The sequence below is a fragment of the Candidatus Anaplasma sp. TIGMIC genome (assembly GCF_028204095.1).
Taxonomy (GTDB): Bacteria; Pseudomonadota; Alphaproteobacteria; order Rickettsiales; family Anaplasmataceae; genus Anaplasma.
In genome coordinates, this window is record NZ_JAQLOH010000013.1 from 16,701 (window position 1) to 31,484 (window position 14,784).

General features: G+C 45.7%; 13 protein-coding genes. 1 reads left to right on the forward strand and 12 read right to left on the reverse strand.

Annotated features, from left to right (window positions below; all coding sequences use genetic code 11):
* Window positions 1-121: 121 nt before the first annotated feature.
* The 11 genes from PGW94_RS02265 to PGW94_RS02315 all read right to left on the reverse strand — a co-directional run bounded on the left by PGW94_RS02265 (window position 122) and on the right by PGW94_RS02315 (window position 9,971).
* A complete protein-coding gene (locus tag PGW94_RS02265; RefSeq protein ID WP_271758222.1) occupies window positions 122-499 on the reverse strand; it encodes a hypothetical protein in 378 nt (125 codons plus the stop codon).
* Window positions 500-755: 256 nt separating this feature from the next.
* Window positions 756-1,190 carry a hypothetical protein gene (locus PGW94_RS02270; protein ID WP_271758223.1) on the reverse strand — a complete coding sequence of 145 codons (435 nt, stop codon included), beginning with the start codon at window positions 1,188-1,190 and terminating at the stop codon, window positions 756-758.
* 288 nt (window positions 1,191-1,478) lie between these two features.
* Window positions 1,479-2,054, reverse strand: coding sequence for a hypothetical protein (locus PGW94_RS02275; protein ID WP_271758225.1), 576 nt, complete (start codon window positions 2,052-2,054; stop codon window positions 1,479-1,481).
* Window positions 2,055-2,705: 651 nt separating this feature from the next.
* A complete protein-coding gene (locus PGW94_RS02280; RefSeq protein ID WP_271758226.1) occupies window positions 2,706-2,879 on the reverse strand; it encodes a hypothetical protein in 174 nt (57 codons plus the stop codon).
* Window positions 2,880-2,978: 99 nt separating this feature from the next.
* Window positions 2,979-3,278 (reverse strand): hypothetical protein, encoded by a 300-nt coding sequence (locus PGW94_RS02285; protein WP_271758228.1) that lies wholly within the window; start codon window positions 3,276-3,278, stop codon window positions 2,979-2,981.
* An 87-nt stretch (window positions 3,279-3,365) separates the two neighbouring features.
* Complete coding sequence (locus PGW94_RS02290) at window positions 3,366-3,764, reverse strand: hypothetical protein (protein WP_271758229.1); 399 nt, start codon at window positions 3,762-3,764, stop codon at window positions 3,366-3,368.
* An 880-nt stretch (window positions 3,765-4,644) separates the two neighbouring features.
* On the reverse strand, window positions 4,645-5,070 hold the full coding sequence (locus PGW94_RS02295; RefSeq protein WP_271758230.1) for a hypothetical protein: 426 nt from the start codon (window positions 5,068-5,070) through the stop codon (window positions 4,645-4,647).
* A 1,218-nt stretch (window positions 5,071-6,288) separates the two neighbouring features.
* The gene (locus tag PGW94_RS02300; RefSeq protein ID WP_271758232.1) at window positions 6,289-6,765 is read right to left on the reverse strand and encodes a hypothetical protein; all 477 of its coding nucleotides are present in this window, start codon (window positions 6,763-6,765) and stop codon (window positions 6,289-6,291) included.
* Between the two features lie 726 nt (window positions 6,766-7,491).
* Entirely contained in the window at window positions 7,492-8,013 is a 522-nt protein-coding gene (locus tag PGW94_RS02305) for a hypothetical protein (protein WP_271758234.1), read from the reverse strand.
* A gap of 497 nt (window positions 8,014-8,510) precedes the next feature.
* Entirely contained in the window at window positions 8,511-8,927 is a 417-nt protein-coding gene (locus PGW94_RS02310) for a hypothetical protein (protein WP_271758235.1), read from the reverse strand.
* 573 nt (window positions 8,928-9,500) lie between these two features.
* Window positions 9,501-9,971: a hypothetical protein gene (locus PGW94_RS02315; RefSeq protein WP_271758238.1), complete on the reverse strand. Its 471-nt coding sequence runs from the start codon at window positions 9,969-9,971 to the stop codon at window positions 9,501-9,503.
* A 578-nt stretch (window positions 9,972-10,549) separates the two neighbouring features.
* On the opposite strand from PGW94_RS02315, the gene PGW94_RS02320 reads away from it, so the two are divergent.
* A complete protein-coding gene (locus PGW94_RS02320; RefSeq protein WP_271758240.1) occupies window positions 10,550-10,684 on the forward strand; it encodes a hypothetical protein in 135 nt (44 codons plus the stop codon).
* A gap of 1,635 nt (window positions 10,685-12,319) precedes the next feature.
* Here PGW94_RS02320 and PGW94_RS02325 read toward each other — a convergent pair.
* Complete coding sequence (locus PGW94_RS02325; RefSeq protein WP_271758241.1) at window positions 12,320-13,987, reverse strand: hypothetical protein; 1,668 nt, start codon at window positions 13,985-13,987, stop codon at window positions 12,320-12,322.
* Window positions 13,988-14,784: the final 797 nt, after the last annotated feature.

Genomic DNA, 14,784 nt, shown 5'->3' on the forward strand with positions numbered 1-14,784 from the left:
TCTTAGATGTGCAGCGTGTTGCCAGGACTGCTCTCTAACACTGGTTAACGCGCCACTTCCGCATTATAACACCATAGGCCTTTCGCCACAAGCGTATCTTAGCATGCACAGCTTTCTACATCTATAACAACACATTACGTCCTGGAGCTGCAAATGCAGCTGCAACGTTAGGATTTTGAACCAAGCGCAAAGGCGGCCCTTCATGTACTGCAAATACCGGGGCCCAACCTGGAGGGGGGGGGTTATTCTGAGCCATAAATTGCATTTCCTCTTCCATGAAGTGACGGGCTGCACGGATAAGTGCACTTTCACTACCCAGTAGAACAATATCTAAAACCCACGACCTATACTCTTCGCTATGTCGTGCATCTCTCGCGTAACGTAGCACTGCACTCCTGAGGAGAGCAATCTCGAATCTGCTGAAATGTGGTACAACCTGTGGCCTGATACCACTATTGACCACAAAGTTCCTCGAATTTTGTGAACGTGCCCCGCCCATGATCCTCTTCCTTGCAATAAACAGTATGCTCAAGTGCTGTGCAAGCTAGCACCAACTATCTCAGCGTACGTTCGTAACCAAGGGTGACGACTGTCCAGATAAAACTGGCTACAGTTACTCCATTATGTGCGCTAAGATACAGCCGAGCATCTCGCGAGAAACCCAATTTCTCTGTTGTAATGCACAGTCGCTCTCTTAGATGTGCAGCGTGTTGCCAGGACTGCTCTCTAACACTGGTTAACGCGCCACTTCCGCATTATAACACCATAGGCCTTTCGCCACAAGCGTATCTTAGCATGCACAGCTTTCTACATCTATAACAACACATTACGTCCTGGAGCTGCAAATGCAGCTGCAACGTTAGGATTTTGAACCAAGCGCAAAGGCGGCCCTTCATGTACTGCAAATACCGGGGCCCAACCTGGAGGGGGGGGTTATTCTGAGCCATAAATTGCATTTCTTCCTCCGTGAAGTGACGAACTGCACGGATAAGTGCATTTTCACTGCCCTGCAGCACAATATCTAATACCCACGACCTATACGCCTCGCGATGTCGTGCATCCATCGCGTAACGTAGTACCGCACCCCTGAGGAGCAAAATATCGCGTCTACTGAAATACGATACTACTTGTGGCCTGATACCACTATCGACTACAAAGTCTCTTAAATTCTGTAAACGTGTTCCACTCATACTTTCTACCTTATGTACATCAACAGTATGCTCAAAGACCTTATGAGCCGAACTCAATTATCTCAGCGTACGTCTGTAACCAGGATGCCGACTATCCAAATAAAAATCAGCTACAGTTGCTCCATTATGTGCGCTAAGACATAGTCGAGCATCGCGCGAGAAGCCTAATTCCCCTGTGGTAACGCACGAGGGCTCACTTGACTGTGTAACGAATTGCAGAAGGCCGCCCTCCTCATGCTGGTTAACACCCCCCCCCCCTGCTTTGTCGCTTATATCTTCCCGTGAATTTCATTTTGCTACGCTATGCCGATTTTTTTGTAATTTCTTGAACGGTTTCTTCAACTTTTGTAGAAGATCCACTGTATCGAAACGGGGCTTGGAGGAGCTCGACTCCGCTATTGTATGGTCATGTTGCTTTTCAGCCATGATATTACTAATAGGGCATACATTGGTGCGGGTTACAGCTCGTGCACACATGTCCGGAACAACTTTACATGGTGTTCGCCGTCGTTTCGCACCGGCTCCTTGTGTGGCTAGTTTTGTGTCATGCTCTATGGTTGAATTAAACGTACCGAGATCATTATGCCGGTCAGGCTGTCGTGTATGTGTCTTTTTTGAACCTTCAGCCTGTTGGTTCCCACCCACGTATTGCAAATCAGCTCCAGAAGAACGTTTTGACCTACAGGTTTTTCCCTCGTGTATTACCACAATGTGGTCAAAGCTACGTTTACTGCACCTAGGAAAACTATAAACCGTCATCGTGCACCGACTCGTAGGAGCGGTACTCTCTTTTGGTTCTTGACGATCAATCCCCGATACCGAGCAGGACTCTATGTCGTCTGATGTCATTCCCTCTCCCCGCATAATTAAAACCTAGACTTTTGCCTACCAGCGCGCCTGAGCACGCACAGTTTTCACATCCGAGACGTATGGTTACAAAACAACAGCACAGATTAATACGCGGTATCAGCGCCATTATACACCGGCACAGAGAGTCGCGTGCGGATTACAACGGTTCACTAGAAACCCCATCCTCAGTTTGTCACTAAAAATCCCCACATGGATGGAAAATACGTCACAACCGACTGCTGGAAGCTCGTTTAGTCCATCTTTCTGCCGTCCTGATCATCCTGAAAGAACCCGCTCCTATACCTGATACGCGATGGACTATCCTTTTAAGCTCATGGCTAGTACACAAGCATGGTGAAGATGCGCGCTACAACGCAGCAACGCCTCGCGAATAAGTACACAAACGAATTACCAGGCCACGGCTACTCAGCACATACCCCCCATGAGAGCGCGTTCCGAACCACAAACACAATCCCGGCCGAACCTAATATATCTCAATTAAGTTTGGTTACGGACTTACGGTATGGCCTTTGACAATTTTACCCACTCAATCCCAGTCTGGACTCACGAGCTGCTGCGGATGGATGCGCGTAACCGAAGCTTGACAGCAGCTCGCAAGCGTGGGAAAACGCTGCTGCTGAGGGTCTCCTCCCTCAACAGGAACGCCTATTGGAATGCCACTATGCACAGAACAACTTCCGCTAGGAAGAAGGGTAGGTAATAGCAAAAAACGTCTCCCCTCATGTACGCCAACAAGCTACCTCTCTTTACGCTAGAACACTTTTCTGTGCCCAGATCTTTGGGAGAAGCCTGATTTTTTGCTCTGTCTATGTATTGCATTTTTCCCTCCTTGTTGTTTCAAACACTCAACTCTGCTACCAGAGTCCAGAAAAATAGAATTATGGTTTATACCCACTTGCGAAGAAGCACCGCAGCGGGTTACGGGTACATACACATCATTCTGCAGAACCTCCGCTCATGAGAAGTGGCATACACGCTTTGGATAGTGCTTTGGGGATTCAGATGACTAGCCTTAGTACCCCCCAGCACATTCCCGCAGGACTTCTTTTCAGAGTGCAGCAAGCCTCCTTCGTGGCGCACATCATCGCTGCACAAGCTGTAATCAGAACCAAGAAGGCGGCTCTTCTCAAGATCCTTGTTTGAAGACCAACCTTTCCGTATCCTAAACCCACAAGAAAGCGCTGCACCTCGTACACCCGACTGTGCCGCATGTTTCATCCATTTCACCGTACTCTTTCAACCTTCTGTAACCTTTTCTCAGCATCATCATTTTCTCTCCAACGAGGAAATACACGGATGCAACTGCTATACCGTGCTTCCCCCCCCCCAGGTAAACACTGGGGACGCGCTGACGTCCGTTCCCGCTGAGGCGGGAAGCGCATTTATAGCTCCTGTGGCACTAACCTCAGGGTCGGATTCCGGCTTCCCAAATCCGTTGAGCCGCACGCTTACTTGTGACCTTACGACACCGGCGTCTCCTTCGGATCTCCCGTTGTCGTGCTCCGTGCGAACGAAGATGGCCGGATCCCATGACACGCGTTTGGCTTTGCCCATTCGTGGAGCACCAGGGTGCACTAGACATCCCTTGGGTACGGCTTTGCAAGCCATAGCATTCGGTCTTCCCACACAGCATAGCATGGCATTCATCCGTCTTGCCAACGCCCAGATGCGGTTACCATGCGAACGTACAGAAACCCCTGTCACGGCCCAAACCTCATGTGTTCACACATAATAAAGCCCGTCACGCACACAACGTAACAGGGGAATAGCCAGCGTGCGAAACACCGACGTGCGCCCGCGACCAGACACCTACCATTTGCTTTCCTAGCTGCTGACACCACTACAGCGACAAAAACCGCGCGGAAGAGTGATAACAGCCAGTCTACGCCCTCTAAATTTCAACGAGTACCAACCGTAGCTACAGCAAGGTAGCCACGCTATAATCCAAGAACTCCGCCGTTCCGACAATACCGGTACGACGACACATATTTAACCCTGGTCCAGTATACCATGTGGAATTCATACTTTTCAACCTATACGTTATACATGCTACACATATGGTCAAGATACCCTCTACCATCGCGGCTCTATCATGCAAGTGTTATGTTGTGGTAAAAAGCAATTTTTTCTTAATACATCTATGAGTAGCTTTCTGAAGCAATATTTTTTATCAATTTTGGTGTTGCTTACAGAGCAAATGCATACATACAGAGCATCACTTCATCAAGTGTATATCCTGACTATTGCTGCATGTTCTGCATTGCGTAATGTGCTAGGTAGGTTATTATCGAGTGGCGAGAGGCAAAGCATACAGCGCTTTGCCTCTTTCGGATTATTAACAACTATAAGAGCATTGCGATTTTTTCTACGATGTTGACAGACACATTGTCGTGAACCTCGAGCCATATTCATATCCTCTTCTATTAAAACTTTAATTTCAATATACATCTACAGTTTTAATGCCATTAACGCTTCCGTTGACTGCAAATTCTACGGTGCGGTATACGGCTTAGGAACTCCTGTATGCGAGAAAAAATGCCGAAAGAGACCATGTTTTTGTCAACAAAAGTCGCAAACGAACCCGCTAGCGGCTAAAATCTATGTTTTGGTCCGATACTGGTTCTATGTCGGGATCTTGCAGGCGTGGAGAGGTTTCATTTTCAAGTTCCTCTTCATCTTCTTCCGAACTGTGGTCAAAAATATCACTTCCGCATACTCGAGTGCCTATTCTACATATAAGATCCCGCCATGTTGTTAACATCTCGTCTAAACTTCCCTGATTAGCTATGTCTACTATACTCTCCGAGCTTCCTTCAGTAACATCAGGGTTAATATCCAGAGTCATCAGTATGGAATCACATAGATAATTTTTAATTTCCCTGGTCAGTCTACGATTTCCTGCCCGCCTCATTATATTGAAAGCCATGTTGTCGTATATTCTCAGAAGATTTCTCCACCTTGCAGGATTTGCATCAAGAATAATACTTGTTTCTTCACTACGTACTGGCATTCCTATTGTACCTCTTTATATTACCTAACCTTAAACTTGAACCAACGCTTCGACATGGCATTTCTGCAATTAAACCACCGCATATAACAGTACATATGATGCTGAGCGAAGCCGCCTGTAGACACGGCAACGTAGTAAAAAATAGACCACGCAGCCATGTCTAGCGAGCTTCGTACAATTTATTGCGCACCTGTATTACACTGATTTGTTGCGATGGTGACTATATTGCACCCGTGATCGCGTGTCAGTTTCAAAATAGTGGGTGCATATAAGCATGTTTATTCTAGCATGTCCACTACTTTAAAAGGGGCTGCACACAGTTTTTAATTGTTTACATTTTGAGGATTGGTACATAATCGCTCACAACGCAAAATGTGCTTTAATTGCTGCGCTGCTGAGATTTTTCACTTTATGTTGTTACTGGGAAATAGAATATGTAACGACTGGTCATACGCTGGTGGTAGAAACACGCTACAGACTGCGCTGCGCTCCAATATCCTTGCGCCTCTCCATACTATGTGAGGCTCTGAAAAGCTTCTGAGAATACATTTTTCTCAGCATATTCTGGACTAAATTCAAAGAGTTATGCGCAACAGGAAGCCCATTTGTTATCCTTTGTCTCTGTGTTGTACTCAGTCTATATTCTTTGGGACAATAGGCAAATGTGGCGTGCAATAACACAGTGGGGTATTTCTCCAGTTTATGTGCAGTACGTATATGATACCCAGTTATGGTTTGAATAGGGAAGGGCGTTTCGACCCATGCATTGGACTTTTTTGCAGTACTAACAGTGACTGTACAGTGTATGAGGTGTGTCCAATATTTCGTAGTAACTGCAAACTTACTTTTCACTACGTGGAACACAACGCGCAAGGACAGCGTAACGGGCGCTATTAATACGGTTAGCAAGAATGCGGCTGCAGAAGCCTGTGCACGGCTCTTACGCTTACAGTTTACATCTTTGTAAAGTACGCTGTTTTGGCTTGATAGGGCAAAGATCTGTAATGATGGGCTTGTGCGGTCGACAAACGCTATCCTATGTGAACCCAAACTCAAAGTCTGTAGGCTTTGTAAGCGCAACAGTAGGAACGAAGCCTTCTATAACGGACAAATAAATTTGCTGCGCGACACTAAATAAGCCTGAACTTGCGTGTTACTTGCCATATCGGACCAGATGTCTATGTACAGACACCTGGCCGCTGGGAGCAAAAAAAATAGCTACAACATTCTGTTGTATGCAGCATCCGACATAGGGCATCCTTCTATTACCAAATTACTACTTGGAGTCCCGCTTATCATAGCCTTTACATCCTTTACATACTGCTGTGCATTATAAATGATGTTTTCCATGGAAGTGGAGGGGGCATCACTCTCTTCTTCTAAGCAGTAGTTACCCCCCCCCTGAACTTCCGTGCCGTTTCGTACATACACGCTGGAATCGTCATAAATGGCGCAGCTTGTGTCATCTTCTGGGTCGAAGAAAGCCATAATCTTAATCTTACGAGGTTGGCCACCGCTCATAGAGAGGTTCATCCATGAATCGGTGCCATCGCTTCTTGTGAAAGTTCGTTTGTTTGGCAATATCCCATTTATACTGCTTATAGCCTTTTCTAAAAGGCTATAGAATATGCCAGATCCACTCTTCGAAGTATTTGGTGTTTTTGCACTTGTACCATAATTGTTATAGCGATCCATTGCGACCTCCTAACCTTTGTTAGTATTACATACATTTTTTCCTCTATGCGGGCGGACTTAATTTTAAGTAACAAACTCCAAGTAGACCGAGCTGCGCGCACACAGTTCGCGAATGCGACTTATATTTAGCTCCACCTCCCTAAAGTTACTGCTCTAGAGGCAAAAGTCTTCATCCATTTCTGGTGGTGCTCAACTACGCAGTGCACCCTGATAGAATGGGATGTGCTCTAACACTGCTATAAGCAGCAAGTTCCTGACTAGCCTTGCCGTAATATTGTTCACAGCACCGATACACAAGATCAATGTGCCTAACCCGCACATTAAGTCCAGTTACCGACGTAACACACCACACGTTGTCACAGGGGTCAGTATGCCGCGGGCGACACAAAGCAACATAGTTGACCGTTTAGCTGCAAGACGTATGAGCCTTAGGCCATTATATCCATCCAAAGATTCTTTGCACATGTAATGCCAGGCGCCTGTACAGAAACACCTGACCGAAAAACAAAATGATCTACAACACACCAACACATGCAGTGTCTGACGCTGTGCATCGTACAGCTCCTAACTCGCTACTTGGGTAGTTATAACGTAAGCACTGTTGTATTTCGGAAAGTAAGTCGCTTGCTATCGGAGTGTCCGACGCAGTGCATCGTATATCTCCTAACTCACTACGTGGGTAGTCATAACATAAGTACTGTTGTATTTCGGAAAGTAAGTCGCCTACTATTGTGTCGGGTGTATATGTGCCATACCCCCCCCATCAGAACTGATATTACCGAGCACGCGATTTTTATTTTCACTACACACAGAAGCGCCACTATTGGTGTAACTTTGCATATTTGCACCGCCTACACTTAACACATACGTAGTGACGACGGACTTCTTTGATCCATTATTACGTGCTACATCTTCAGTGCCAGATACTGCTTCTTTGACATCTGAATCTGTGCAACATACACTCGCTCCGAAACGCTGTGGGGAAGGGATCTCATTAGTGCTGTTGTTCCACGAAGCTCGAGGGTATACGTCAAACAGCGCAGGTCGTGACGTACCTGATCTTGGTAAGCAAGCATAAGCTCCAGAACGTGAGCGACCGGAAACACGTCGCTTCGACCATTGATTAGCCCGCTTCTTTTTTGCCGAAGAATTATGCGTCAACTTTAACTTTTCTAAGATACCGGTAGTCGATAAAGATATACCATTCGAAGTACTTGTGCCTATACCATCGTTTTTATTATGATTCATGGTAACCTCCTGATCTTGTAAGAATCACAAACATCTTCTCTGCACTGTGGCCGCTATTTCAGGTAACGTATACCAAGGTGCAGTGCGCAGAAAGCGCGATTCAAATTGGAGCTATGTTTATCCCTATATATTGTCCCAGGAAAAGAGAACCTTCACTACAGGCTCGAACACACAAAGGTGCCTAGAGAGGAGTCCCTTATCCCGGCAAGCTGTCACCACTTAATAGGCTCTTCTTCTACGCCAACTAGCCCGCTTCAACGCAACAGAGCAGTGCCGTAACAGAAGCTAAACGTGTTTACTGCAATACAAACCGAATCCATAGTTACCAAACAAAGATACACCCTGTACCAGTATGCACATACTTCAGCAATTGCAGACTGGGGATGGATTATAGCATTTGCATCCTGCTATATCCCGCCGAACAACCAGGAATACTCCGTTCTACATACATCTCAACATGCTCTGTACTGTGCACCTTAGCAGCGAAATAAAACGAGCTACAATATGCGATTGCACGCCTTGCTTGACATAGGACACCCTTCTATTGTCAAGTTACTACTTGGTGGTCCGCTTATCATAGCTTTTACATCTTCCACACATCGCTGCGCCCCATTAAGCACAGTGCTTACAATGCTGATTGGAGGAGAATCCTCTTCCGTCTCCTCGATACCCCCCCCCTCTATATTGGAGACAGATTGGTTATCATGCTCACCTTCGTCCTCTCTAATAGCGCAACTTGTATTATACCTTGTGTCATAGAAGGTACTGACCTTGTTCCGTTGACTGCAAATTACCGTAGTGTTTGTATCTGAGTTCACTCCGTCACATCTTGTGAACGTCCTGTTCGAAAAACCAGCCAAATCTGCTAGACTTGCTAAACCTCCTGTAACCTTTTCTAAGATGCCACCGAACATACCAGGCTTACCCTTAGATGTACTTGAACTATGATTGTGCCGGAACATTGCAACCTCCTAACCCTACCATAACAACAAACATTTTTTTCTCCTTGAGTACCCACTTGAGATAACGGTTATCGCACTTAATGCAGAGCACACAGTCGAGTAGCAGGTACAAATTCATGCTGGACAGCTACATCTCTACTTTAAGGATCTTCAACTTGTAGGAATAGGACCTCCACTACGGAGACCCGACTCACGAAAAATACCCTGAGCTCTCTAACCTATCTTGTGAGCTATAGTCACGCTGACAAATACTCAGCAACCCGACAGTGCCACAACAAAAGCTAAACGCGCTTACCACAATACAAACCAAATTCATAGTTGCCAAACAACTATACACCCTGCACCTACTGCCGCATATACCACAGCAATCGCAAACTGAGGATGGGCAAGCACAACGTTCGCATCTTGCCGTATCCTGCCGAACAGCCAGTAAGACGTTGTTCTACATACATCTCAACATGCTCTGTACTGTGCACCTTAGCCAGACTTTTTTCGCACGGATACTTCGCCGCGACATAAAACTAGCTACAATATGCGATCATACGCAGCAGGCGATATAGGGCAGCCCTTTATGTCCAAGCTACTACGGGGCGTTCCACTAATAATATCTTTTACATCCTGTGCGTATTGTTTTATATCATCAAGCACGGTGCCTACTAAGCCGGGATTACGTGTATCCTCTTCGTTATCACCCCCCCCCACCACATGGGAGCTGTTTTCTTCACCATGATCATTAACATTATCTTCTACGGCGCAGCTCGTATTATCATCGCATTGATTGTAGAAGGTTGTAACTGCAAACTGATGCATGCCACCCATGGGCGTGTGTGTACCCGAGTTGACGCCGCTACAACTTGTGAACGTTCGTTTGTTTGTCACACCTATAAGATCCGTAAAACTTCTCACAGCCTTTTCTAGAATGCTGACCAACATACTGGTTTCACCCCGTGAAGAGCGTGTTTCTATGCTTTCGCCATACTTATTGCGACGATCCATTGCGACCTCCTAATCTTGTAAGAACAACACATATTTTCTCTTCTATTTGTACTGCTACTTCATATGACGGACCTCCCACAGAATGTGTACACAGACGCGCAGCAGGTACGGTTTATGCTGGAGTAGCTATGCCTCTTCTTTAAGGCTCTGCTGCCGGGAAAGAGAGAACCTCCGCTACGGGCCCGACTACACGCAGAAACACCTCGAGAGTTCTGAATCCTGTGGTGAGCATTAGCCTCGCAATTAGACCCACGCAAAACAACGTAACGACTATATCATCTTCTCACGAAAAAAAGTGCGTTCACCGCAGAATAACATGCCTTTTTGCAGTCACCACCGCCTATCCCACTCATTGTTGCTAGGAAGGATAAACTGCAGCAACGGAAAAAGCCTGAATATCCCATATGTTGTAAATGTCAGTATACTACAGGTTGCAAAGGAGGGCTATAGTTTATTGCTTTGGCGTGATTAGCTCCAGCCACCCTGGACGTTTTGCATTTTCCAGAATAAGTTGGAAAATTTGGTGCGTTTCAGTACCTTTCTGACATGCAATACCTATCTCACACTGCATGTTTTTTATGTCTATGGTTACTGTTAGTGGCGTCGTATTATGTGACAGGATGAGACTAAATATTCAGCATGCTATAGATTACGGCGTAGTTTGTGTGGTGCCATCAAAGGGGCGATTTTCATTATACGATGGAGGATTATGAAGCTGCATGTACGAGTTTTTGCATAGCACCTCGTGGAGGCTCATGATGCGCACGTATCCGTATGTAGCGGAATTGTGCGTAAGAAGTCGATTTTTTGAAGTTTCTACGCATATGCGCGTATGTCCGATATCTGTAGAGAAAGAACTAGAGGTTACGTTCTGACTGTGGTCGCGTTTTGCTGTTTTGTACCCAACAAAATTCGTAACTTATGTTCTGTGTTTTATCATTGGATTGTGTATCTGTAGGTCCACATAAAGTAAATGCATTCTAATGGTAGCATACGATCGATCTACCAACACATACTTACCATGGCTACTACTATTAAAAGGGGTTAAAGTTGTTGGGAGCTTTGTTATCCTCTGATAGCAGCTGATTTGTAGGTGCTTCCGTTTTCTTACGCATTTGGAAAGCGCAACAGGCCGGTACCACAAAAAATACAGAGGTTATGAGTCATTGGTTGAAGTCGAGAAGTCACAAGTTTGTGTGTGATTAGGCTCGCGATTTTCTGAAGCGCCGCTAATACAGGCGATATTTATTCAAAGCAGCCGTTTGGGTAGGGGTGCAAAGTATGTGGAACTGCTTGTTATGGTACGTAGTAAGAACCTGTTGTGTGCTGCTGATTTTCTTCCAGCGGTTACAATGCACTTCTGGGCCGTGGTTCTTATTAATTACTGTCTAGAGCACAAAAGGAGGCATGGCACGTATACATTTGGGAACAAACGAGACCTACTTCAAGATAATGTGTAACATATGTGGAAAAACATGCAGGCCGGTCATTACTAATAGAGTCGCATATATGTGAGAGAGTCGTGCAATTATACAAGACATATAATGATCCTGCGAAAAGTAGTAGCAATATGCCCCATTAAAAAGCTATTTTGATCGCAGCTCTCGTGATATTACACCGTGGGAAAAGCCCGCATACCGGTTGTACAAACTGCGCTACTTCATGTGCGTTGACTGTGCAATGCAGAGCCCAAAGGAGAATTCATCATATTTAAGCATAAAGACCGTCATTTCAGCGTAGCACAGCTTTATTGTGGTCTGTGTGCCATGTCAGGCCTCAGCCTTCACTGAGAGAAGTTGGTGGTTGCTGAGTTTTTGTGAATAGATCAAGATAAGCGCGCTGCATTACGCAAGAGTAGAATGGATATGATCCAACAACCGCACGCATTGCAAGAATATGCGTATGATACGGTTTAGTTCTGTATGCAGTATCAGCATGTATTCACGGCCTGAAAAACACGCTGCATGCGTGCGTCACAACACCAAGAACTGACACCTATGTGTACTCCTCCCAAACTGCACCGCAGGGTGTACATGGTTCTAGAGAATGCCTCTCCGACCCTAAGTTACATATCACCTAACGTTGAACCACACATGGGCAAGCAACAGGGCATACATTGTTCCCCGAAACGGACTCGCAGCACGAGACATACAGCGGATGCACAGTAGGTCTAGGACCCAAGAACCGCGAGGTAACATGCAATGTATTCTCCAGCCTCAGTACGAAAAAGTGGTCACGTGCGAGCTATACTCGCACGTGACCACCTCATCTTACATAAGACATTGGATATGGCTGCGTGCTCTTTATGCTATACAGAGGATAGCATAGCGTGCACACAACATTTGCCGCTATCTACATTGACCACTGGATGCCTGACGTGAAGACACCGCAGAGCCGTGAGACAGCTCCTGTTCCACAGAGGACACATGTACACCTTCAAGCACTGTGCTAACTTTTCCTCTTGCAGTTTCGGGAGTTGCAGCATCAGCGGCCATGTCAAGATCAACATTGTTGGCTTTGTCGTTGTGACTAGAGAGGATCTCCTCAACGTCACCATGTTGAGAATACAATTTACGGTTGTACTGTACAGCAAACGCACGAAATTCGCCCACGTTTGCCTTGTCGTTCTCTGGGACGTAGTTTTGCGCATTATCCTTCGAAACAGCAGCACTGCTCCATCCATGTCTGGGGTAAACAGAATCTAGAGAAGGACGAACCTTTGCTGAACGTTTTGAGAATTGCCGAGCTAATAAGCCGCTATTAGATGGCTTTTGTTTGCCACCAAAAATATGTTCCTGAAATTCTTGAATATCAAAGCCTTTTCTTTGTATCTTAAACTCTTGCTTCATGTCATTGACTAGATCAAGCTCGCCAGGTAACGCAGTGTTGTTGCACAGTTCCTTCCATGCCTTGCCTTTTCTCTTGCAGAGCGTAACATCCTCTATGGCTTGACTTGATAACAGCATCGCGTCGCTCACAAGACCAGGAATCCTGGAGTCAGGTTGAAATTGCTGTGCAGACATTGACTGTAGCTCATGCTTGATACTGTGCAGTGTTTCGCTAACACTGCTCAACTTTGCTCCAGTGAGTGCGCTATGCAGTAACTTGTACTGCTGTGCTTGGAGCGTTCTAGTGTCACTCATGCCGCTATGGTGCATCTCTACGGTAACTTCTAGGCATGCAGAAGCCAATTCAAATACCCTTTGATGTACGACTTCTTCCCGTTTTGCGGTAGTCGAATTACCTAAGTGTCCATGCGTTGCAGCTGTAGAGCAGTGTGCCATACTATGTTCTAAAAGCTCTGCACCGTTAGGCCCAAGTATCTGTGGAGCCGTCTTAGCGTAAGCTTCCAAAAACTTCACCTGGGTCATGAGTAGGTACTCTGAAGATATCTCAGCTTCTGTGTTGGGATTTATACCCACAATTCTTGAAAGAGCCATGGCAGATCGTAATGAAGACAATACGGAAGAGTTTTCCTTCCTGTAGCGGAACATCCCTTCTGCTAATGGCAGTAACCCCCTACGCCACTTGATTGCTTCACCTGACATATTGTGGGACTCTGCCCGCTTTGATCCAAGGTCATCATGACTAGGACTGTGCATGTCATAAATCGCGTCTGCGATGCCTACTATAGCCTCATCAAGCTCATACTTACTTTCAGATGTATACGTCAGAACCTGAGAACTAACTGCCAGATTGAGAGCTTCATAGCATTTTGCTACTGCACCAGTATCTGCATCCAACTTGCCATTTCTAATGTCCGACAATGCAGATTGAATACGATCACGTGCCGCATTCATTACCACGGTGAACTCCAGGGCTTCTTCCGCGATAAGCGGATCATGACTTAACTCATTTGACTTCCTTTTTCTTTGAGTATCATTAACCATCATATCTATGCTCACCTGAGCCGACATTAGGGATTCCACGACGTGATTCTGGTCTTTTATCACGCGAGCTCTGTGTATATATATGGAGTTGTTATTGGTATTAGTACCATTACCATTTTTCAGCATGGGCGTTACCTAAAATGTATGTACTTAAACTAACGTAGGAGACGTGCCTGGTCCGAGAAGAGATGGCGTTTGGGGTGTTGTTGCTCCACAACCTACACGCGCGGCCTTACACAAGTAAGCCACATATTACGCAGGGCGCAACCTACGAACCCAACCGTCACTATTTTCCAGGAAACTCTAGCGCGAAGCAGAACAGCTCGGCTATATGATTTTAAAGAAAATGAATTATAAATCGGTGGAGCACAGATGACCACATACGCCCGAAACAATAAGGCGCACGGACGTCCCTGTGTTACGACTCACACCGTGACCATTGTACCATAAAAGGGCAGGGCTTTACAACGCATTCCTTACTGTAGGTGCATGGAGCACGCTCCAATCCTTGATTTTTTTACCTAACATTCTCTCAAATTGGTTGAATTTTAGGGACCAATTTCTCGGTTAAAGAGTGTACTTTTGTATTGTTCTGGGAGGAGCACTCAGAGCAACCCTGCTTGCATTAGACATGAGATAAATTTCCACCAGGATCATTCGCTTCTGGAGGTGCAGTGAGATGTTTTGGTGCTTTCTGCACGTTGTTTAAGCATGCTTGTTGCGAATACGAAACAACAGGCTTTCATTCTTACATTCACTACGAAATACCTAACTTATTACTGCGCTGTTGGCCCGTGTATCATAACCAATACTCAAAACGGTTGCGAAATAGGCATGATATCGCAGTGAGATTTCTGAATAAAATTCCGAAAAATATAAAGGCAACGCAAACGCGTGTGTCCATCTTGCGTCCATTAATGCAA